At 71.9% G+C, this 20,855-nt stretch carries 18 protein-coding genes; 9 read left to right on the top strand and 9 right to left on the bottom strand.

Features of this window, described 5'->3' with window-relative positions:
• Positions 1–12: 12 nt before the first annotated feature.
• A complete protein-coding gene (locus JYA75_RS20610) occupies positions 13–390 on the top strand; it encodes a hypothetical protein (protein WP_203329287.1) in 378 nt (125 codons plus the stop codon).
• On the opposite strand, the gene coaD is transcribed toward JYA75_RS20610, so the two are convergent.
• From coaD to JYA75_RS20635, 5 genes are all read right to left on the bottom strand, one after another.
• Positions 300–794: a pantetheine-phosphate adenylyltransferase gene (gene coaD, locus JYA75_RS20615; RefSeq protein ID WP_006938042.1), complete on the bottom strand. Its 495-nt coding sequence runs from the start codon at positions 792–794 to the stop codon at positions 300–302. The genes JYA75_RS20610 and coaD overlap by 91 nt on opposite strands.
• The gene (rsmD, locus tag JYA75_RS20620; RefSeq protein WP_255326740.1) at positions 791–1,477 is read right to left on the bottom strand and encodes a 16S rRNA (guanine(966)-N(2))-methyltransferase RsmD; all 687 of its coding nucleotides are present in this window, start codon (positions 1,475–1,477) and stop codon (positions 791–793) included. The genes coaD and rsmD overlap by 4 nt, the downstream gene beginning before the upstream one ends.
• A complete protein-coding gene (locus JYA75_RS20625; RefSeq protein ID WP_006938037.1) occupies positions 1,380–4,781 on the bottom strand; it encodes a pyruvate carboxylase in 3,402 nt (1,133 codons plus the stop codon). Before JYA75_RS20625 ends, rsmD begins: the two co-directional genes overlap by 98 nt.
• Positions 4,782–4,965: 184 nt before the next feature.
• A complete protein-coding gene (gene recG, locus JYA75_RS20630) occupies positions 4,966–7,263 on the bottom strand; it encodes an ATP-dependent DNA helicase RecG (RefSeq protein ID WP_006938036.1) in 2,298 nt (765 codons plus the stop codon).
• A 60-nt stretch (positions 7,264–7,323) separates the two neighbouring features.
• Entirely contained in the window at positions 7,324–8,964 is a 1,641-nt protein-coding gene (locus JYA75_RS20635; protein WP_006938035.1) for a DAK2 domain-containing protein, read from the bottom strand.
• A 195-nt stretch (positions 8,965–9,159) separates the two neighbouring features.
• Between JYA75_RS20635 and rpmB the strand changes: the two genes are divergently transcribed.
• Both rpmB and JYA75_RS20645 read left to right on the top strand, forming a co-directional pair.
• A complete protein-coding gene (gene rpmB / locus JYA75_RS20640; protein WP_003939060.1) occupies positions 9,160–9,351 on the top strand; it encodes a 50S ribosomal protein L28 in 192 nt (63 codons plus the stop codon).
• A gap of 114 nt (positions 9,352–9,465) precedes the next feature.
• Positions 9,466–10,257: an enoyl-CoA hydratase-related protein gene (locus JYA75_RS20645; protein ID WP_029543161.1), complete on the top strand. Its 792-nt coding sequence runs from the start codon at positions 9,466–9,468 to the stop codon at positions 10,255–10,257.
• An 11-nt stretch (positions 10,258–10,268) separates the two neighbouring features.
• Here JYA75_RS20645 and JYA75_RS20650 read toward each other — a convergent pair whose 3' ends face one another.
• The 3 genes from JYA75_RS20650 to JYA75_RS20660 are packed head-to-tail and all read right to left on the bottom strand — an operon-like array spanning position 10,269 to position 12,461.
• The gene (locus JYA75_RS20650; protein WP_006938032.1) at positions 10,269–10,946 is read right to left on the bottom strand and encodes a uracil-DNA glycosylase; all 678 of its coding nucleotides are present in this window, start codon (positions 10,944–10,946) and stop codon (positions 10,269–10,271) included.
• Positions 10,947–10,963: 17 nt separating this feature from the next.
• Complete coding sequence (locus JYA75_RS20655) at positions 10,964–11,485, bottom strand: gamma carbonic anhydrase family protein (protein ID WP_006938031.1); 522 nt, start codon at positions 11,483–11,485, stop codon at positions 10,964–10,966.
• 10 nt (positions 11,486–11,495) lie between these two features.
• On the bottom strand, positions 11,496–12,461 hold the full coding sequence (locus JYA75_RS20660; protein ID WP_157127620.1) for a thiamine-phosphate kinase: 966 nt from the start codon (positions 12,459–12,461) through the stop codon (positions 11,496–11,498).
• Positions 12,462–12,552: 91 nt separating this feature from the next.
• On the opposite strand from JYA75_RS20660, the gene JYA75_RS20665 reads away from it, so the two are divergent.
• Positions 12,553–13,152, top strand: coding sequence for a DUF3515 domain-containing protein (locus tag JYA75_RS20665; RefSeq protein WP_102800180.1), 600 nt, complete (start codon positions 12,553–12,555; stop codon positions 13,150–13,152).
• Between the two features lie 20 nt (positions 13,153–13,172).
• Here JYA75_RS20665 and JYA75_RS20670 read toward each other — a convergent pair whose 3' ends face one another.
• Positions 13,173–14,726: an acetyl-CoA hydrolase/transferase family protein gene (locus JYA75_RS20670; RefSeq protein ID WP_029543155.1), complete on the bottom strand. Its 1,554-nt coding sequence runs from the start codon at positions 14,724–14,726 to the stop codon at positions 13,173–13,175.
• 566 nt (positions 14,727–15,292) lie between these two features.
• Here JYA75_RS20670 and JYA75_RS20675 point away from each other — a divergent pair.
• The 5 genes from JYA75_RS20675 (at position 15,293) to JYA75_RS20695 (ending at position 20,836) form a co-directional block, all read left to right on the top strand.
• The gene (locus JYA75_RS20675) at positions 15,293–17,395 is read left to right on the top strand and encodes a RecQ family ATP-dependent DNA helicase (RefSeq protein WP_203329288.1); all 2,103 of its coding nucleotides are present in this window, start codon (positions 15,293–15,295) and stop codon (positions 17,393–17,395) included.
• 249 nt (positions 17,396–17,644) lie between these two features.
• Entirely contained in the window at positions 17,645–18,076 is a 432-nt protein-coding gene (gene ectA, locus JYA75_RS20680; protein WP_165040654.1) for a diaminobutyrate acetyltransferase, read from the top strand.
• A 43-nt stretch (positions 18,077–18,119) separates the two neighbouring features.
• Positions 18,120–19,400, top strand: a complete 1,281-nt coding sequence (gene ectB, locus JYA75_RS20685; protein ID WP_203329290.1) for a diaminobutyrate--2-oxoglutarate transaminase — start codon at positions 18,120–18,122, stop codon at positions 19,398–19,400.
• Positions 19,401–19,455: 55 nt separating this feature from the next.
• The gene (locus JYA75_RS20690; protein WP_006937217.1) at positions 19,456–19,851 is read left to right on the top strand and encodes an ectoine synthase; all 396 of its coding nucleotides are present in this window, start codon (positions 19,456–19,458) and stop codon (positions 19,849–19,851) included.
• 49 nt (positions 19,852–19,900) lie between these two features.
• Positions 19,901–20,836 carry a D-isomer specific 2-hydroxyacid dehydrogenase family protein gene (locus tag JYA75_RS20695; RefSeq protein ID WP_165040652.1) on the top strand — a complete coding sequence of 312 codons (936 nt, stop codon included), beginning with the start codon at positions 19,901–19,903 and terminating at the stop codon, positions 20,834–20,836.
• Positions 20,837–20,855: the final 19 nt, after the last annotated feature.

Below are 20,855 nucleotides of genomic sequence, written 5' to 3' on the forward strand. Positions count from 1 at the left end.
CGCGGACCCGGTGTGTCGGCGATCGAACAGGCGGGGTCAGCCTCGGCCGCTGTGCCGGATCAGCGCTTCGCCGCTGTGCCGGATGAGCGCTTCGCCGCTGTGCCGGATCAGCGCTTCGCCGCTGTGCCGGATCAGCGCTTCGCCGCTGTGCCGGATCAGCGCTTCGCCGCTGTGCCGGATCAGCGCTTCGCCGCTGTGCCGGATCAGCGCTTCGCCGCTGTGCCGGATCAGCGCTTCGCCGCTGTGCCGGATCAGCGCTTCGCCGCTGTGCCGGATCAGCGCTTCGCCGCTGTGCCGGATCAGCGCTTCGCCGCTGTGCGCTCCGCGATCCGCGCGAGCAGCCGCTTGTGCACCGTCGCGGGGAGCATGTCGGCGACGTCGCCGCCGTAGGTGGCGACCTCCTTGACGAGAGAGCTCGACAGGTAGCTGTAGGCCGGGTTGGTCGCGACGAACAGGGTGTCGACGCCGGTGAGCTTGTGGTTCATCTGCGCCATCTGCAGCTCGTAGTCGAAGTCGTTGGCGCCGCGCAGGCCCTTGACGATGGCCGTGATGCCGTGGGCGCGTGCATAGTCCACCAGCAGGCCCTGCCAGGAGTCGACGCGCACGTTGCCCAGGTGGGCAGTGGCTTCGGTGAGCATCTCGATGCGCTCGGGAACCGAGAACATTCCCTGCTTGTTGGGGTTGATCACGACGGTCACCGTCACTTCGTCGAACTGCACGGCAGTCCGAGAGATGACGTCGAGGTGGCCGTTGGTCACGGGGTCGAACGAACCGGGGCAGACCGCACTGCTCATGAGTCCGAACCGTAGCAGGTAGCGATCTCGATCCGGGTCTCGCCGTACTTGCGAACGCGGTCCGGTTCGAGGGCCTGCGGCCACACCGTCTCCGGCGAGCGGGAGGAGCGTTCGAGCACCACCACCGAGCCCTCCCCCACCCAGCCCCCGTCGACGAGGGCGGTGAGCATCGCGGACACCGCCTGCTCGGTCACCGCGTACGGCGGATCGGCGAGCACGAGGTCGTAGACCCGGTCCGGGGCACCGCCGAGCACGGCGGCGACCGGCGCAGCCCGCAGCACCGCCGGCAGACCGAGTTCGGTGATGTTGCGGCGGATCACGGCGGCGGCCTGCGCGTCGGACTCGACGAGCAAGGCGTGGACGGCGCCCCGGGACAGCGCCTCGAGCCCGAGCGCGCCGGAGCCGGCGTACAGGTCCAGCACCGACGCGCCGTCGAGCTCCATCCGGGCCGTGAGCGAACTGAACAGCGCCTCGCGGACCCGCTCCGAGGTGGGCCGGGTCCCGCGGGGCGGCACCTTCAGGCGCCGCCCCCCGGCCCGGCCGGCCACGATCCGGGTCATCGCACCGTCCCGGAGAACCGTCCGATCACTCCGCGCTCTCCTCGGTGGACACGACGACCAGCAGGTCGCCGCCCTCCACCTGGGACACGCCGGCGAGGGCGACGCGGGTGACGGTGCCGCCACGCGGCGCGGTGATCGCGGCCTCCATCTTCATCGCCTCGATGGTGGCGACGGTGTCACCGGCCGCGACGCGGTCGCCCTCGGCGACGAGGAGGGTCACGGCGCCGGCGAACGGCGCGGCGACGTGCCCGGGGTTGTTGCGGTCGGCCTTCTCCGCGGCCGGAACCTCGCTGGCGACGGACTTGTCGCGCACCGAGACCGGGCGCAGCTGCCCGTTGAGGATGCACATCACGGTCCGGAAGCCGCGCTCGTCCGGCTCGGAGATCGCCTCCAGCCCGATCAGCAGCTCGACACCCTTGTCCAGGCGCACCCGGTGTTCCTCACCGCGGCGCAGACCGTAGAAGAACTGGTTGGCGGACAGCTCCGAGGTGTCGCCGTAGCGGTCCCGGTGCTCGAGGAACGCCTGGGTCGGACCGGGGAACAGCAGCCGGTTCAAGGTGGCGCGCCGCTCGCTGGAGGTGTCGTCGAGCGCCTTCTCCTCCTCGGAGGTCAGCGGCACCTCGGGCTTGGGGGCGCCGCGGCCCTCGAGGGCCTTGGAGCGGAACGGCTCGGGCCACCCGCCGGGCGGGGTGCCGAGCTCGCCGCGCAGGAATCCGACCACCGAGTCCGGGATGTCGTAGCGGGCCGGGTCGGCCGCGAACTCGTCGCTGGCGACGCCGGAACCCACCAGGTGCAGGGCGAGGTCACCGACCACCTTCGACGACGGAGTGACCTTGACCAGCCGGCCGAGCATCCGGTCGGCCGCGGCATACTTGGCCTCGACCTCCTCGAACCGGTCGCCCAGACCCAGCGCGATGGCCTGCTGCCGCAGGTTCGACAGCTGCCCGCCGGGGATCTCGTGGGTGTACACCCGGCCCGTCGGGGCGGGCAGGCCCGATTCGAACGGCGCGTACACCTTGCGCAGCGCCTCCCAGTACGGCTCGAGGTCGCACACGGCCTGCAGGTCCAGACCGGTGTCGTACTCCGAGTGCGCGGCCGCGGCGACGATCGCCGACAGCGCGGGCTGGCTGGTGGTGCCGGCCAGCGCGGCGGAGGCGCCGTCGACGGCGTCGGCGCCGGCCTGCCACGCCGCGAGGTACGTCGCGAGCTGACCACCGGGGGTGTCGTGCGTGTGCACGTGCACCGGCAGGTCGAAGTTGCTGCGCAGCGCCGAGACCAGGGTGGCGGCCGCGGGTGCGCGCAGCAGCCCGGCCATGTCCTTGATCGCCAGCACGTGGGCCCCGGCCTCGACGATCTGCTCCGCCAGGCGCAGGTAGTAGTCGAGGGTGTAGAGCGTCTCGCCGGGATCGGAGAGGTCCCCGGTGTAGGACATCGCGACCTCGGCCAGGGCGGTGCCGGTCTCGCGGACCGCGTCGATCGCCGGCCGCATCTGGTCGACGTTGTTCAGCGCGTCGAAGATGCGGAAGATGTCGATGCCGGTGTCGGTGGCCTCCCGCACGAACGCGCGGGTGACCATCTCCGGGTACGGGGTGTAGCCGACCGTGTTGCGGCCGCGCAGCAGCATCTGCAGGTTGATGTTCGGGATCGCCTCCCGCAGCGCCGCCAGACGCTCCCACGGGTCCTCGTGCAGGAACCGCAGCGCGACGTCGTAGGTGGCGCCGCCCCACGCCTCGATCGACAGCAGCTGCGGGGTCATCCGCGCGACGTGCCCGGCGACGGTGAGCAGATCCTTGCTGCGCACGCGCGTCGCGAGCAGCGACTGGTGCGCGTCGCGGAAGGTGGTGTCGGTGACGGCGAGGGCCTTCTGCTCGCGCAGCGCCTTCGCGAAGCCGTCCGGGCCGAGGGCGAGCAGCCGCTGCCGCGAACCCTCCGGCGGGGCGACGTCGAGGTCGATCTTCGGCAGCTTGTCGTGCGGGTACACCGTCGTCGGGCGCTCGCCGTGCGGCTTGTTCACCGTCACGTCGGCGAGGTACTCGACGATCTTCGTGCCGCGGTCGGCGGAGGTCTTGGCGGTCAGCAGCTGCGGCCGCTCGTCGATGAACGACGTGGTGACGTTCCCGGCCCGGAAGTCCGGGTCGTCGAGCACGGCCTGCAGGAAGGGGATGTTCGTCGACACGCCGCGGATGCGGAACTCGGTGACCGCGCGGCGGGCGCGGGCGACGGCCGTGGGCAGGTCGCGGCCGCGGGCCGTGAGCTTGACCAGCATCGAATCGAAGTGGGCGGAGACCTCGGCGCCGACGGAGGTGCCGCCGTCGAGTCGGATCCCGGCGCCGCCGGGCGTGCGGTACGCGCTGATGCGCCCGGTGTCGGGCCGGAAGCCGTTGGCCGGATCCTCGGTGGTGATGCGGCACTGCAGCGCCGCCCCGCGGATCGCGACCTTGTCCTGCGACAGGCCCAGGTCGGTCAGCGACTCACCGGAGGCGATGCGCATCTGCGCCTGCACGAGGTCGACGTCGGTGATCTCCTCGGTGACCGTGTGCTCGACCTGGATGCGCGGGTTCATCTCGATGAAGACGTGGTTGCCGCGGGAATCGAGGAGGAACTCGACGGTGCCGGCGCAGCTGTAACCGATCTGCTTCGCGAACGCGACGGCGTCCGCGCAGATCCGCTCGCGCAGCTCGGGGGCGAGGTTCGGTGCCGGGGCCAGCTCGATGACCTTCTGGTGGCGGCGCTGCAGCGAGCAGTCCCGCTCGAACAGATGCATCACATTGCCCTGTCCGTCGGCCAGGATCTGCACCTCGATGTGCCGGGGATCGACCACCGCCTGCTCGAGGAACACCGTGGGATCGCCGAACGCCGCATCCGCCTCCCGGGACGCCGCCTCGATCGCCTCCCGCAGCTGGCCACGCTCGGCCACGCGCCGCATGCCACGCCCGCCGCCGCCGGCGACGGCCTTGACGAAGATCGGGAACTCCATGGACTCGGCAGCCGCGAGCAACTGCTCGAGATCGGCCGACGGCTCCGACGACGCCAGCACCGGCAGACCCGCCGCCTTGGCCGCCGCGATCGCCCGCGCCTTGTTTCCGGTCAGCTCCAGCACGTGCGCCGACGGACCGATGAAGGTGATGCCCTCCGCCGCGCACGCCGCCGCCAGGTCCGGGTTCTCGGACAGGAAACCGTAGCCGGGGTAGACCGCGTCGGCGCCGGCCTTCTTCGCGGCGGCGACGATCTCCGCCACGGACAGGTACGCACGGACCGGATGTCCCTGCTCCCCGATCTGGTAGGCCTCGTCGGCCTTGAGCCGGTGCAGGGAATTGCGGTCCTCGTACGGAAACACCGCGACGGTCCCGGCACCCAGTTCATAGGCGGCGCGGAACGCGCGGATCGCGATCTCGCCTCGGTTGGCGACAAGCACTTTGGAGAACATTGGACGACGGTACCGCGACGTAACACTCCGTTCGGCGTCCGCATCCCAGATCGTGGGACGGATGCACGTCTTTGTCCGACTGAAACGATGCAGGTCGAGGGATCCTTAACGTGCCGGAAACGTCGCGGGTGCGGCGGGCGTCACCTCACAACGGCGCCGCGCCCGGCGTGCGCGGAACGTAACCTCACGACTTCTCGAGGTACGCGACCCGTTCGGTGTCGAGCGCGGCCGACACCATGCGGGCCAGACCGGGGTGTTCCTCGAGCCGCGGATCGCGGTCGGTCACGGCGCGGGCGAAGTCCTGCGCGGCCGCGATGACCTCGACGTCGTCGACGAGCGAGAGCATCCGCAGCGTCGAGGTGGTGCCCGACTGGGCGACACCGAGCACATCGCCCTCGCGGCGCTGCTGCAGGTCCAGCTGGGCGAGCGCGAATCCGTCGGTGGTCGCGGCGACGGCCTCGAGGCGGGCCATGGCGGGCGCGCCGGGCTTCGAATCCGACACGAGCAGGCACAGCCCCGGATGCCCGCCCCGGCCCACCCGGCCGCGCAGCTGGTGCAGCTGGCTGACCCCGAACCGGTCGGCGTCCACGATCACCATCACCGTCGCGTTGGGCACATCCACGCCGACTTCGACGACGGTGGTGCACACCAGCACGTCGATGTCTCCGGCGGCGAAGTCGCGCATCACCGCGTCCTTCTCGTCCGCGGGCAGTCGCCCGTGCAGCAACCCGACCCTCAGGTGGGCCAGCGGGCCGCCCGCGAGCTCCTCGAACTGCTGGAGCACCGACTTCGTCTCGGGCGGCTTGCCCCTGCCCCCGCGCCCGCCGGTCGTCTCCGCCTCGTCGAAGCCGACCAGGTCGGCGTCCTCGTCGCTGTCGCCGTCGCCGATGCGCGAGCACACCACATACGCCTGGCGGCCCGCCGCGACCTCTTCGCCGATGCGTTCCCACGCGCGCGCCACCCAGCTGGGATGCACCTTCGCCGCCACGACCCGGCTGGTGATGGGCGACCGGCCGCGGGGCAGTTCCCGCAATGTGGACACCTCGAGGTCGCCGAGGACGGTCATCGCGATGGTGCGCGGGATGGGTGTCGCCGTCATGACCAGCACGTGCGGGCTGGCACCGTCGCGGCCGCGGTTGCGCAGCACGTCGCGCTGCTCCACGCCGAACCGGTGCTGTTCGTCGACGACGACGAGGCCGAGGTCGTAGAACTCGACGCCCTGCTGGATCAGCGCGTGGGTGCCGATCACGAGCCCCGAGTCGCCGCTCACGATGTCGAGCAGGGCCTGCCGCTTGCGGACCGCGCTCATCGAGCCCGTCACGAGGGTGACCTTGGTGGCCAGCTCGTGGGCGGCGAGTTCGCCCGCCGCGGCGAGATCGCCGAGCATCTTCGCCAGCGAGCGCGCATGCTGGGCGGCGAGCACCTCGGTCGGCGCGAGCAGTGCGCACTGGTGTCCCGCGTCGATGACCTGCAGCATCGCCCGCAGCGCCACAATCGTCTTGCCCGAGCCGACCTCGCCCTGCAGCAACCGGTTCATCGGGTGCGATCCGGCGAGGTCCGCCGCGATCTCGTCGGCGACCGCGAGCTGCCCGGCGGTCAGTTCGAACGGCAGCCGGCGATCGAACTCGTCGGCGATACCGCCGCTGCGGCGCGGGCACGCCGGGGCCGTGCGCACCGCGACGTCGTGGCGGCGCCGGGCGAGGACGAGCTGCACCGCCGCGGCCTCGTCGAACCGCAGGCGCTCCCGGGCGGCGGTGACGTCGTCCCGGTCGTCGGGCAGGTGGATGCGGCGCAGCGCCTCGTCCAGCCCGATCAGGCCGTGCTCGCCACGCACCCACTCGGGCAGCGGGTCGTCGACGGTCTCGAGCTGATCGAGGATCTGCCGCACGCAGCGCATCACGGTCCACGACTCGACGTCGCGGGTTGCGGGGTACATCGGGATGAGGGCCCGATCGAAGATCGACATGTCGATGCCGCCGTCGCCCTGGGCACTGCGGGCCATGCCGGCGAGCGCGCCGGCGCCGCGCACCCGGGTGGGCCGCGGGGCCGCGCCACCGATCTCGGGGCCGCGAGGCTCGGGCAGGATGATGTAGCTCGGGTGGGCCAGGCTCCACTTGTCGCGGAAGTACTTGACGGTGCCGGAGAACATGCCGCGCACCCCGGGCTTGATGTTGTACTTGACCTTCTGCGGGTTGAAGAAGGTCACGTCGATCTTCTGCCGGTCCGATTCGAGCACGACGGCGAGCCGGGTGCCGGGCCGGCTCTTCATCCGCACCTCGTCGGCCCTGGCCACCCGCGCGATGATCGTCACGTGCTGGCCCTCGACCGGTTGCGAGTCGCCGAGCTCGGCGCCCTGGGTGGCGTACCGGTGGGGATAGTGGCGCAGCAGGTCCTCGACGGTGGTCATGCCGAACGAGTCGGCGAGTGCATCCGCGGTCTTGCGGCCGAGAAGATGATCGAGTCGGTCCGCGAGTGTCGCCACTGCCGTCCTCTCCGCTCCGATCGACGCCGGGGGGCCGGCGTCCGACTGTTCCTGTGCCGGCTACTCCACACCGAGCTGCAGCAGGTCGCTGCGCTGTCCCCCGTGGTACACCAGCACCTCCACCTCGGGGTGGCGGTCGTTGACGTGCCGGGTCAGCCGCTCGGCGAGTCCGTCGGGCGCGTCGAAGCCGACGAGCATCGTCACGAGCTCTCCGCCCGCGGCGAGCACCTTGTCGAGCAGCGACGCTCCCGCCGTCACCAGATCATGCTCGATGACTACGACATCATGACCCGACAGGCCCAGGCTGTGCCCCGGCTCGCACGTTCCCACCCAGGTCAGGGCCCGCTCGTTCGCGATGCGCAGCGAGCCCCACCGGGTCGCGGCGGCCGCTTCGGACATGGCGAAGGCGTCGTCGGCGGCCTCGCGGCCCGGGTCGTGCACCGCAAGCGACGCCAGTCCCTGCACCATCGACGAGCAGGGCAGGAACATCACCTCGCGCCGGTGGTCGCGGGCCGCCGCGCCGACCGCGACGAGTTCCTGGGCGGGCAGCGCACCGTTGGGCAGGACCATCACGTCACGGCTGCCCAGCCGGCGGATCGCGTCGAGCAGGTGCCGGCGGGTGATCGGATCGTCCGCCCGCACGATCGCCGCGCCCTCGGCTTCGAACAGCTCCGCTGCCCCGTCGCCGGCCACGACGGCGAGCACCGAGCGGCTTCCGGCCCCGGAAGCCACCGGGCCGACGCCGATCCGTTGCTGTGCCTCCAGCGCGAAGCACGTGACGGTGACCTGGTGCAGCCGCCCGGCCTCCAGGCCGGCCTCGACGGCAGCGCCCGCGTCGCAGCAGTGCACGTGCACGGACCAGGTGCCGGCGCCGTCGCCGACGACGGCGACCGAGTCCCCGAGGGCGTCGAGGCGGGTACGCAGGGTGTCCATGCGGGCGGTGTCGGAGCCCTCGACGAAGTACATGACCTCGAAGTCCTGATCGCCGCCGTGGCGGGGTTCGTGCCCGTTGTGCCCGCCGTGCCGGGCGGGAGCGCCGGGCTTCGACGTCGCGATCGGTGCCCGGTCCGGACGCCGGCCCGACACCGTCTCGACGAACGCGTCGAGCAGCAGGAGCAGACCGAGGCCCCCTGCGTCGACGACGCCGGCCTCGGCCAGCACGTCGAGTTGCGCGGTGGTGCGCTGCAGGGCCTCGGCGGCGGCGTCGGCCGCTGCGGTCGCCACCGTCACGAGCGAACCGGAGCGGCCGGCCGCGTGCGCGCCGTCGGCGGCCGCGTGCAGCACGCTGACGATGGTGCCCTCGGCGGGGCAGCTCAGCGCGCGGGTGACGAGGTCTGCGGCGTGCCGCCAGGCGCGCCCGAGTGCGGCGCCGTCGACGACCACGGCCCCGTCGAGGGCGTCGGCCAGGCCCCGCAGCATCTGCGCGAGGAGGACACCGGAGTTGCCGCGGGCGCCGTGGAACGCGCCGCGCGCCAGGGCGCCGACGATCGTGGCGACGTCCTCGGCGTCCGCCGCGGAGGTGTCGAGTTCGGCCGCCGCGGAGCGCAGGGTGACGAGCAGGTTGGTACCGGTGTCGCCGTCGGGGACGGGGAAGACGTTGAGGCTGTTGATCTCGTCGCGGCGCTCGGCGAGCGCCCGCAACCCGAGATCCACCCATCGGCGCAGGGCAGTCCCGTCGACTGCTTCCCCGACCTCGAGCACCTGCTTCCCCCCTTCGCCACCACGCAACCGGTGACGCAAGGGTAGCGGTGCCCCCGTCGGACGGCCGGTTTGGCCATTGCCACCCCCACCCGCTACGCTTGCAGGGTTGCCTCGCACGGATGGCGGACGCCTCCTCGTGTTCGCAGGCCGACGAAGACACGAAAATATCCACTACTCACCAAGGAGTTCGCGACTATGGCTGCCGTCTGCGACGTATGCGCCAAGGGCCCCGGCTTCGGTAAGTCGGTCTCGCACTCGCACCGGCGTACCAACCGTCGTTGGAACCCGAACATCCAGAGCGTGCGCGCTCAGGTTGCCCCGGGCAACACGCGTAAGGTCAATGTGTGCACCTCCTGCCTCAAGGCGGGCAAGGTCGTTCGCGGCTGATCCCCGGTTCGGCATACGAGGCCCCGGCGTTGCGACGCCGGGGCCTCGTCGTGTTCCGCCATCGTCGCCGTGACCCCGTACCCGCCGGGCGGGGCGACCGGTAGGGTGCCCCGGGTGACCGAATCAGTACTGTCCCACGTCCGCCTCGAGGACGGCGTCCTGCGCATCGCCGTGGCGACCGCCGAGCGCGGCACGTCCCTCTCCCCCGCGGGCATGGCCCAGGGCATCGAGGCCCTGCGCACCGCCGGCCCCGAGGTCGGCGCCGTCCTGCTCGTCGGTGAGGGTGCCAACTTCTGCGCGGGCGGCGACGTCCGCGCCTTCGCCTCCGCGCCCGACCGCGGCGAGTTCGTCGGCGACGTCGCACGCCTGTTCCACGACTTCGTCCGCGCCCTCGACGCGGCCCGCGTGCCCGTGGTGGCCGCCGTCCAGGGCTGGGCGGCGGGCGCGGGCATGAGCATCGTGCTGCACGCCGACATCGCGCTCGGGGGCCCCTCGACGAAGCTGCGGCCGGCCTACCCGTCGATCGGGTTCACCCCCGACGGCGGCATGTCGTGGACCCTGCCGCGCATCGTCGGAGTCGCCCGGGCGCGGGAGATCATCCTCACCGACTGTGTCCTGAACGCCGACGAGGCCGTGCGGCTCGGGGTGCTCAGCCGCCTCGTCGCCGACGACGAGGTGCCCGGCGAGGCGATGCGGGTGGCCCGCACCCTCGCGAACGGCCCCACCGCCGCCTACGCCGGGATCCGGCAACTGCTCGCCGATTCGGCGGGGCGGTCGCTGTCCGAGCAGCTCGACGCGGAGGCCGCGGCGATCGCGGCGGCCGCGAACGGCCCGACCGGCATCGAGGGTGTCGACGCGTTCGTCGAGAAGCGGCGCCCCGACTTCGAGTCGATTCGCCGCGGCTGAGCCACGCCCGTTCAGGCCAGGCGCCAGTCCACCGGGTCCCCGCCCTGCTCGGTCAGCAGCGCGTTCGCGCGGCTGAAGGGGCGGGACCCGAAGAACCCGCGGGAGGCCGACAGCGGCGACGGGTGCGCCGACTTCACGGTGGGCACGTCGCCGAGCATCGGTTCGAGGGTGGCCGCGTCGCGGCCCCACAGGATCGCGACGAGCGGCGCGGTGCGCGCGACGAGCGCCCGGATCGCCTGCTCGGTCACGCTCTCCCAGCCCTTGCCCCGATGCGACGCCGGCTGGCCGGGTTGCACCGTCAGGACGCGGTTGAGCAGCAGCACCCCCTGTGCCGACCACGGTGTGAGGTCGCCGTTGGGTGGTGTCGGCAGGCCGAGGTCGTCGCTGTATTCGCGGTAGATGTTGGCCAGGCTGCGCGGCACCGGACGCACCTCCGGCGCGACCGAGAAGCTCAGTCCGACGGCATGACCCGGCGTCGGATACGGGTCCTGGCCGACGATGAGCACCTTCACCCGGTCGAACGGCTGGGTGAAGGCCCGCAGCACGTTCGCGCCGGAGGGCAGGTAGCCGCGTCCGGCGGCGTTCTCGGCGCGCAGGAAGTCGCCCATCGCGGCGATGTCGGCGGCAACGGGAGCCAGCGCCCGCGCCCAGCCTTCCTCGACGATCTCCGGCAGGGGTCGTACAGCCATCGGTGGTGCCCGGCCCCTCAGTCGATCCTGCGCAGCGCGCTGCGGTAGTACTCGGCGTTCGCCGCGTACATCTTGGCGTTGGCGTCGACGTGGCCCTCCGGCACCTCGTAACCCTCCCGGATCTTCGCGGGTACGCCGATCGCCATGGACCGCGGCGGCACCTGGAAACGCGGGGCCACGAGCGCGCCGGCCGCGACGATCGCCCCGTCGCCGACGGCGGAGCCGTTGAGTACGAGCGAACCGGACCCGATCAGGCAGCCGTCGCCGATGGTGGAGCCTTCGATGTGGGCGTTGTGGCCGACCACGGTGCCGGCGCCGATGACGGTGGCGTCGACGGCGGTGCAGTGGATGATCGTCCCGTCCTGGATGTTGCTCTCGGCGCCGACGACGATCCGGCCGTAGTCACCGCGCAGGACCGCGGTGGGCCACACCGAGGCGCGGGCGCCGAGGGTGACGTTGCCGATGACCACCGCATCGGGGTGGACCCAGGCGTCGGGATGGATATCGGGCACACGGTCGCCGAGCGCATACACAGCCATGCTGTGAAACCTATCTCGAGAAGCTCTGCCAGCCTCCGGGACCCGGCCGGCCGTGGCCGTCGACGGTGACGCCGCCGCCCTCGCGCACCGTGCCGACGGGCCGCCAGCCCGCCGGCAGCGGCACGTGCGGCGGGAAGCACGCGGCAAGGGCGTGGTCCTCGCCGCCGGTGAGCACCCACTCCCATACGTCGGCCCCGAGTTCCGCGGCGGCGGCCCGCAGCTCGGCGCCGGGTTCGAGCAGCTCGCGCGAGACGTCGATCGCGACGCCGGATGCGGCGGCGATGTGCCCGAGGTCGGCGAGCAGGCCGTCGGAGATGTCGGTCGCGGCGTGGGCGCCGCCGGCCGCCGCCGCGGGTCCCGCGGCGTACGGGGGCGCCGGCACCTGGTGGGCGGCCACCAGGTCCGGGTGGCCGGCGAGGCCGGCGGTGAGCACGGCCAGCCCGGCGGCGGAGCGCCCGGTGGATCCGGCCAGCGCGACGGTGTCGCCGGGCCGGGCCGCAGACCGCAGGAGCGGCGCGCGCCCGTCGAGGTCGCCGAGGACGGTCACCGCGACGATCAGTTGCGACGCCTGCACCAGGTCGCCGCCGACGACGCCGGCGCCGAGCGCCTCCGCGGCCTCGCCGATCCCGGCGGAGACACCGTCGAGCACGTCGACCGGGGTGTCCGGCGGGCAGCCGAGCCCGACGAGGAAGGCGGTGGGGCGCGCGCCCATCGCGGCGACGTCGGCGCCGTTCTGGGCGACGGCCTTGCGCCCGACGTCGCGGGGGGTGGACCAGTCGAGCCGGAAGTGCCGACCCTCGACGAGCATGTCCGTGGAGACGGCGACGCGCCCGTCGGCGGCGGCGACGAGGGCCGCGTCGTGGCCCGGTCCGACGAGCGTGGTGGCGGGCTGGCGACGCCCGGCGACCGCACGGTCGATCACGGGGAACTCGCCGAGGTCGGCGACGGTGGGGCCGGTGCGGTCGGGCGCGGTGATGCGGTCCTCCCGTTCGTGGGTCGGTGGGGTGCGGGCGTCGGTGGTCACGGTAGTTTCGACCACGCTACCGTCCCCGCAAATTCGAGAGATTATGACCGAGCCGACAGTCTCCCCCGACCCCGACCCCGACCCCGCCCCCGCCGGCGACGCCGAACACCACCGCAGTCCCGCCCTGATCGCCACGGCCGTCGCGCTGCCGGTGGCGTTGCTGATCGGCATCGTGGTGGCGGCGGTGCTGGCGAACCGCACCCCGGAGCTGGCGCCCGTGGCACTGGGGCCGGTGGTGGCGCCGCAGGCCGAGTCCCCGGAGTGCGCGGCGCTGCTGGGGGCGCTGCCCGAGGAGGTCGGCGACCTCCGCCGCGCGGAGCTGGCCGACCCGGCCCCGGTGGGGGCCGCGGCCTGGCAGCCCGTCGAGGGCGAGCCGGTGGTGCTGCGGTGCGGGCTCGAGCGACCGGCGGAGTTCGATCAGGCGGCGGCGCTGCAGGTGGTCGACGGCGTCCAGTGGTTCGAGGTGTCCGGCGCCGCGGAGGGCATCGATGCGAGCACGTGGTTCGTCGTGGACCGCCCGGTGTACGTGGCGCTGACAGTGCCGAACGGCTCGGGTCCGACTCCGCTGCAAACGATATCGGCGGCGGTCACGCGGTCGCTCCCGCAACAGCCGATCGACCCCGCGCCGGTCGCCGGCGGCTGACGGCGCCGGCCCCTCGGAACCTACTGTGCCAGCATGGATCCCGACTCCAGGAAACGCTGGTGGAAGGACAGGGACTCGCCGAGCAGGTGCGGGGTGTGCCCGGCGTCGGGCACGGCCTCGGCCCGGTCGACGTAGTCGTGCAGCATGTCCCGGTAGTCCGGATGGGCGCAGTTGTCGACGACGACCCGGGAGCGGCGCCGCGGCGACAATCCGCGCAGGTCCGCAAGTCCCTGCTCGGTGACGAGGACCTGCACGTCGTGCTCGGTGTGGTCCACGTGCGGCACCATCGGCACGATCGACGAGATGCTGCCGCCCTTCGCGGTGGAGGGGCTCAGGAACATCGACAGGTAGCCGTTGCGGGCGAAGTCGCCGGATCCGCCGATCCCGTTCATGATCTTGGTGCCCATGACGTGGGTGGAGTTGACGTTGCCGTAGATGTCGGCCTCGAGCATGCCGTTCATCGCGATGATGCCGAGGCGGCGCACGATCTCGGGGTGGTTGCTGATCTCCTGAGGGCGCAGCACGATGTGCTCGCGGTAGAAGTCGATGTTCGACACCAGCTCGTCGATTCCGGCCTCGCTCAGCGCCAGCGACGTGGCGGACGCGAAGCGGACCGTGCCGTGCTTGATCAGGTGCAGCATCCCGTCCTGGATGACCTCGGAGTAGCAGGTCAGACCCTTGTGGGGACCGGCATCGAGACCCTGGAGGACGGCGTTGGCCACGTTGCCGATGCCGGACTGCAGCGGCAGGAGCGTGTCCGCGGGCAGCCGGCCGCGGGAGATCTCGTGCTCGAAGAAGTCGAGCACGTGCGCGGCGATCGCCTGGCTCACCGCGTCCGGCGGGGTCAGCGGGCTGGCGCTGTCGCGGGCGTGGGTCTCGACGACGGCGACGACCTTGTCCGGGTCGACGCGGAACGTGCTCTGGCCGATGCGGTCCTCGACGTCCGTGAGCATGATCGGCTTGCGGTGCGGCGGCAGCGCGGTGCCGTAGTACACGTCGTGGATGCCCGTCATCGCGGCCGGAATCCACGAGTTGACCTCGAGGATCACCTTCTCGGCGACGTCGAGCCAGGTCTTGTTGTTGCCGATCGACGCGGACGGGATCAGCTCACCGGTCTCGGTGACGCCGGAGACCTCGACGACCGCGACGTCGACGTGCCCGTAGTAGCCCTCCCAGACCTGCTGGGCGACGTGGGACAGGTGGATGTCCACGTAGTCCATGCGGCCGTTGTTGATGTTGCGGCGGGCGGTGGGCTCGGCCTGGTACGGCATCCGCAGGGAGATGCCGGCCACCTCCGACAGCATCCGCTCGGTCTCGGCGGAGACCGACGCGCCCGTGAGGAGGTTGACCGTGAAGTCGGTGCCGGCGGCGCGCGCGGCCCCGATGCGTTCCGCGAGCGCCGGGGTGATCGCCTTCGGCGTGCCGGCACTGGCGAAACCGCTGATGGCGACGGTGTGGCCGGGCTGGATCCAGCGGACGGCTTCCTCCGCCGACACGACCTTCTGCCGGAACGCCGGATGGTCGATTCGGCTCGGAGAGGAGTCGGATGCGGGGCGGAGGAACTGCGTCTGCATAACGAACAGGGTACGAGCACGCCCGGCGGCCGACGACGCCTCCGTCACAGCGGCGGACCGGATGGGGCGCGGACCACTCACCCCGCCGCGTGCCGCACCCACGGCCCCCGGCCGAACGAACCGCCGTCCCACCGGTCCTCGAAAGCAACTGTCTCGCAGTCGGTTCGATTGCAACGAGCGCAGCGGCTCCGGGTCGGGGCGACCGTGGCGCCGACGACTCCGGCGCGACCGACGTGCCGCGCCGCCGCCGGGCCGGGCGGCGGCGGCCCGACGGGACCGACGGGTCGTTCGCCGATGGAACGACCCCGTTCGTCGCGCAACACGGCACGTTCGTCCCCGAAGCGAACGCCACGGCCGGCGCGGACGCCCCTCGCGGCGGCGCGGCGGTGTCGTCCTCGTCCGGCACGGACGGTGTCGTCCTCGTCCGGCACGGACGGTGTCGTCCTCGTCCGGCACGGACGGTGTCGTCCTCGTCCGGCACGGACGGTGTCGTCCTCGTCCGGCACGGACGGTGTCGTCCTCGTCCGGCACGGACGGTGTCGGCGCGGTCCGGCACGATAGGTCCCATGAGCACCGCCACCACGGATCTGCGCGACGAAGCCGAACGACTGCTCCGCGACCTGGCGGGACCCGGCGCCCGGTTGCGGGAGGACCAGTGGAGCGCCATCGAGGCACTGGTGGTGCATCGCCGGCGAGCGCTGGTCGTGCAGCGCACGGGCTGGGGCAAGTCGGCCGTCTACTTCATCTCCGCCAAGCTGCTCCGCGCCCACGGGCACGGGCCGACCGTGATCGTCTCCCCGCTCCTGGCCCTGATGCGCAACCAGGTCGAGTCGGCGCAGCGCGCGGGCGTCCGCGCGGCCACGATCAATTCCGGCAACGTCACCGAGTGGGAGGAGATCCACCGGCAGGTCGCCGAGGGCGCGGTGGACGTCCTGCTCGTCAGCCCGGAGCGGCTCAACAACCCGGACTTCCGCGACCAGGTGCTGCCGGCGCTCGCCCGCGACGCCGGACTGGTGGTGGTCGACGAGGCGCACTGCGTCTCGGACTGGGGACACGACTTCCGGCCGGACTACCGGCGCATCCGCACCCTCGTCACCGAAATCGGCGAGGGCATTCCGGTGCTCGCGACCACCGCGACCGCGAACGACCGGGTCGTGGCGGACGTGGCCGCGCAGCTCGGCGTCGGGGAGGGCACGGGCGAGACCCTGGTGCTGCGCGGTGGTCTCGACCGGCCGTCGCTGCACCTGTCGGTGCTGCGGATCGACGAACCCGCGCGCCGGGCGGCGTGGCTCGCCCAGCACCTCGACGAGCTGCCCGGTTCCGGGATCGTCTACACCCTCACCGTGTCGGCCGCGCACGACCTGGCCGCGCTGCTCTCCGAGCACGGTCACACCGTCGCGGCATACACGGGGCAGTCCGATCCGGCCGAGCGGGAGCAGCTGGAGGCGGACCTCCTCGCCAACCGGGTCAAGGCCCTGATCGCCACCTCGGCCCTGGGCATGGGTTTCGACAAGCCGGACCTCGGGTTCGTGGTGCACCTGGGAGCACCGTCCTCACCCATCTCCTACTACCAGCAGGTCGGTCGCGCGGGCCGTGCGACCGAGCGGGCGGAGGTGATCCTGCTTCCGGGTCCCGAGGACCGGCAGATCTGGAGCTGGTTCGCGTCGGTGGCCTTCCCGGGGGAGGAGGTGGTGCGGCGGGTGATCGAGGTGCTCGAGCCGGAGCGGCCGCAGTCCACGCAGGCCCTCGAGCCGTTGGTCGACCTCAACCGGTCCCGGCTGGAGATGGTGCTCAAGGTGCTCGACGTGGACGGTGCGGTACGCCGGGTGAAGGGCGGCTGGATCGCCACCGGCGTGCCCTGGGAGTACGACGCCGCCCGGTACGCGACGCTCGAGCGGGCCCGCGAGGCCGAGCAGGAGGCGATGCTCGAGTACGAGCGGACCACCCGGTGCCGGATGGTGTTCCTGCGCACCCAGCTCGACGATCCCGACCTGACGTCCGACACCCCGGGCTGCGGGCGGTGCGACAACTGTTGCGGGGCGCGGTGGCCGGCGGACGTCGACGACGCCGAGCTGGGCCGGGTGCGGGCCCGGCTGGACCGGCCGGGGGTGGACCTGCCGCCGCGGCGGCAGTGGCCGACGGGAATGGCCAAGCTCGGCGTGGCACTGTCCGGGAAGATCACCGACGGGCCCGAGCCGGGCCGGGTACTCGGCCGGCTGTCGGACCTCGGGTGGGGACCGCGGCTGCGGGCGCTGCTGGACGGCCCCGACGCGCCGGTGCCCGACGCGGTGGTGCAGGCCGCCGTGGAGGTGCTCAAGGCCTGGGACTGGTCGCACCGCCCGACCGCGGTGATGGCCGTGGAGTCGGCGACCCACCCTCGCCTGGTCGGTTCCCTGGCGGCGCGGCTGGCGCAGCTCGGCCGGCTCGAGGATCTCGGCGTGCTGCGTGCCCGGCCCGGCCGGCCCCCGGTGACGGCAGCGAACTCGGCGTACCGGATCGCCGGCCTCGTGGACGCGTGGGAGAGCCCCGACCTCCGCGAAACCCGGGGACCGATCCTGCTCGTCGACGCGGTCACCGACACCGGCTGGACGATGACGATGGCGGCACGGACCCTGATCCGGGCCGGGGCCTCCGCGGTGCTGCCGCTGGCTCTGGCGAGCCCGAAATAATCGCCGCGCTCGGCCCGGGCGCTACGCGAAGTGACCCTTCTCACATGGGTGTCTCACCTGCGCGGAGGCGGGGTACTCGGCGACGGATCCCGACAAGGCGGGTGAATCCCGCCCACGAAGTTGTTAGGTTCGAGACCGCTTATGACGCCTGTGACGCAGAGAAGTACCCCGCCCCGTGTGCCCGCCGAAACGGCGAGCGCGCCGACCGAGCCGAATTTCCGCACACCGCGTATTTCCGACGGAATTCGCATGTGGCAGATCGCGCGCGACTCGAAAGTGCTCGACGTCAATTCCAGTTATGCATACGTGCTGTGGTGCCGCGATTTCGCGGCGACCTCGGTCGTCGCCACCGCGGGTGACGACGAGGCGGTGGGTTTCGTCAGCGGCTACCGCCGTCCCGAGTCGCCGAACACGCTGTTCGTCTGGCAGGTGGCCGTCGACCAGGCCCAACGTGGCCGCGGCATCGCGGGCCGGATGCTCGACAGCCTGTGGGACCGGCTCGCCGACGCCGGCGTGAACCGGCTCGAGACGACCGTCAGCCCGGACAACGAGGCGTCCATCGCGCTGTTCACGGCGCTCGCCCGGCGACGCGGACTGCGCATCACCCGGAGCGAATTGTTCACCCCTTCGGATTTTCCCGATTCACACATGGCCGAGGATCTCTACACGATCGGCGAATGAATACACGACCGGCGAAAGCGAATTCGCCGCAGGAGGACGAGGAATGACCATCCTGGAGCACCCCGAAACCCCCGCCAAGCACAGCGTTTTCGATTACCTCGAATCCGAGGTGCGCAGCTACAGCCGCGGCTGGCCGACCGTGTTCGACACGGCGTCCGGATCGTGGCTCCGCGACGAGAACGGCAAGGACTACCTCGACTTCTTCGCCGGCGCGGGAGCCCTCAACTACGGGCACAACAACCCGGTCCTGAAGACCGCGCTCGTGGACTACATCATGGGTGACGGCATCACCCACGGCCTCGACATGTCCACCGTCGCCAAGCGGGAGCTGCTCGAGACGTTCGAGAGCCACATCCTGGCCCCGCGCGGCCTCGACTACAAGGTCCAGTTCCCCGGCCCGACGGGCACCAACGCGGTCGAGTCGGCGCTCAAGCTCGCCCGCAAGGTCACCGGCCGCGAGTCGATCATCAACTTCACCAACGCATTCCACGGGATGACCCTGGGTGCGCTGTCGGTGACGGGCAACTCGATGAAGCGGGCCGGGGCCGGCGTGCCGCTGGTGCACGCCACCCCGATGCCGTTCGACAACTACTTCGACGGTGTCACCGAGGACTTCCACTGGTTCTCCCGCGTGCTCGACGACTCCGGCAGCGGCCTGAACCGCCCGGCGGCGGTCATCGTGGAGACCGTGCAGGGCGAGGGCGGCGTGAACGTCGCCCGCCCCGAATGGCTCCGTGCCCTCGCCGATCTGTGCGCCGAGCGCGACATCCTGCTCATCGTCGACGACGTGCAGATGGGCTGCGGCCGCACCGGCCCGTTCTTCTCGTTCGAGGTCGCGGGGATCACCCCGGACATCGTGACCCTGTCGAAGTCGATCGGCGGGTACGGCCTGCCGCTGGCGCTCACGCTGTTCAAGCGCGACCTCGACGTGTGGGGCCCGGGCGAGCACAACGGCACGTTCCGCGGCAACAACCCGGCGTTCGTCACCGCGGCGAAGGCGCTGCAGCACTACTGGGCCGACGACCGCCTCGAGCGCGAGACGTTGCGCAAGGGCGAGCGGATCCGGCAGACCTTCATGAACCTGTCCGACATGTTCGACGGCGTCTCCACCCGCGGTCGCGGCATGGTTCAGGGCCTGGTGTTCGACGAGCCGAACGACGCACAGAAGGTGTGCGCCCTCGCGTTCGAGCAAGGCCTGCTCGCGGAGACCTCCGGCCCCTCCGACGAGGTCGTCAAGCTGCTTCCGCCGCTGACGATCGGCGACGACGAGCTCGAGCACGGTCTGAACATCCTGTGCGAGGCCACCTCGGTGGTCCGGGCCTGAGTCCCGACCGCCGTCGAACCACGTACGAAAAGACACGCTTCAGAAGGACTTACGTATGATCGTCCGTACCACCGAGGAAATCACCGGCACCGAGCGCGACATCACGTCGGACAACGGCAACTGGCGCAGCAAGCGCATCGTGCTCGGCGGCGACAAGGTCGGGTTCTCGTTCCACGAGACCACGATCGAGGCCGGCACCGTCAACGAGTTCCACTACGCGAACCACATCGAGGCGGTGTGGCTCATCGAGGGCACCGGCACCCTCACCGACCTCGAGACCGGCACGGTGTACCCGCTCGCGCCCGGCACGATGTACCTGCTGAACGGCCATGAGCGGCACCGCGTCGAGCCGGACACCCGGATGCGCATGTTCTGCGTGTTCAACCCGCCGGTCACCGGCCGGGAGGTCCACGACGAGAACGGCGTGTACCCCCTCGTCGAGGTCGTCTGAGAGCCCGCAGCGAGTGACCGGCCGGGCGTTCGCGCCTAGAGTCGGAGCCATGACCTACGAGCGACAGCCGCGCATCGCCGTCGGCCCCGCCCCGGACATCGTGTTCGACCGGGCGATCGGGGCCGGCGGCGGTCGCGTGTGCGGGTTCGACGACCGCCCCGACGCCGTGGTCTGGACCGCCGGACCGGACGAGTTCCCCGCGGTGCTGCCGGCGTCGGTGCGGTGGGTTCAGTTGCCCGCCGCCGGCGTGGAGGACTGGCTCGACGCCGGCGTCATCCGCGCGCACCCCCAGGTGACGTGGACGTCGGCCGCCGGGGCGTTCGCCGCGACGGTCGCCGAACACGCGCTCATGCTGCTGCTCGCCGGCGTGCGGGCGCTCCCCGACCACCTGGCGGCCACGTCGTGGACGCCGAACGTGTTCTATCCTCAGCTGGGCACCCTGCGCGGCGCCACCGTCGGGATCATCGGGGCGGGGGGCATCGGCCGGGCCCTGATCCCCATGCTCGGTTCGCTCGGCGCCCAGGCGCTCGCGGTCACCCGCAGCGGCCGCCCCGTCCCCGGCGCCGTGGAGACCGTCCCCGTCGCACGGATCGACGAAGTATGGCCCCGCGCAGACCATTTCGTGATCGCCGCCCCGGCCACGGCCGAGACCGAGCAACTGGTGGGCGCCGACGAGCTGGCCGCGATGAAGCCCACCGCCTGGGTGATCAACGTTGCCCGCGGCAGCCTCGTCGACACCGACGCGCTGGTGGACGCCCTGAGCCGCCGCGTCATCGCGGGCGCCGGTCTGGACGTCACAGATCCGGAACCGCTGCCGGACGGGCACCCGCTGTGGTCGCTGCGCAACGCCATGATCACGCCGCACGACTCCAATCCCCCGGCACTGCGCATCCCCGCGTTCGCCGAGCACGTGACCGAGAACGTCACGCGCTTCGCGGCCGGCCTCGATCTCGCCGCGGTCGTCGACCCGAGCGCCGGGTACTGACCCGCCGCTACCCTGGACG

Source organism: Rhodococcus sp. PSBB066, from assembly GCF_017068255.1.
In the GTDB taxonomy this organism is placed as follows: Bacteria; Actinomycetota; Actinomycetes; order Mycobacteriales; family Mycobacteriaceae; genus Rhodococcus; species Rhodococcus aetherivorans.

What these genes read in the sequence shown, in the direction of transcription:
- coaD (WP_006938042.1), bottom strand. Translation starts at nt 794, where the DNA reads ATGAGCAGTGCGGTCTGCCCCGGTTCGTTCGACCCCGTGACCAACGGC.
- JYA75_RS20625 (WP_006938037.1), bottom strand. Translation starts at nt 4,781, where the DNA reads ATGTTCTCCAAAGTGCTTGTCGCCAACCGAGGCGAGATCGCGATCCGC.
- rpmB (WP_003939060.1), top strand. Translation starts at nt 9,160, where the DNA reads ATGGCTGCCGTCTGCGACGTATGCGCCAAGGGCCCCGGCTTCGGTAAG.
- JYA75_RS20650 (WP_006938032.1), bottom strand. Translation starts at nt 10,946, where the DNA reads ATGGCTGTACGACCCCTGCCGGAGATCGTCGAGGAAGGCTGGGCGCGG.
- JYA75_RS20655 (WP_006938031.1), bottom strand. Translation starts at nt 11,485, where the DNA reads ATGGCTGTGTATGCGCTCGGCGACCGTGTGCCCGATATCCATCCCGAC.
- JYA75_RS20665 (WP_102800180.1), top strand. Translation starts at nt 12,553, where the DNA reads ATGACCGAGCCGACAGTCTCCCCCGACCCCGACCCCGACCCCGCCCCC.
- JYA75_RS20670 (WP_029543155.1), bottom strand. Translation starts at nt 14,726, where the DNA reads ATGCAGACGCAGTTCCTCCGCCCCGCATCCGACTCCTCTCCGAGCCGA.
- JYA75_RS20675 (WP_203329288.1), top strand. Translation starts at nt 15,293, where the DNA reads ATGAGCACCGCCACCACGGATCTGCGCGACGAAGCCGAACGACTGCTC.
- ectA (WP_165040654.1), top strand. Translation starts at nt 17,645, where the DNA reads ATGTGGCAGATCGCGCGCGACTCGAAAGTGCTCGACGTCAATTCCAGT.
- ectB (WP_203329290.1), top strand. Translation starts at nt 18,120, where the DNA reads ATGACCATCCTGGAGCACCCCGAAACCCCCGCCAAGCACAGCGTTTTC.
- JYA75_RS20690 (WP_006937217.1), top strand. Translation starts at nt 19,456, where the DNA reads ATGATCGTCCGTACCACCGAGGAAATCACCGGCACCGAGCGCGACATC.
- JYA75_RS20695 (WP_165040652.1), top strand. Translation starts at nt 19,901, where the DNA reads ATGACCTACGAGCGACAGCCGCGCATCGCCGTCGGCCCCGCCCCGGAC.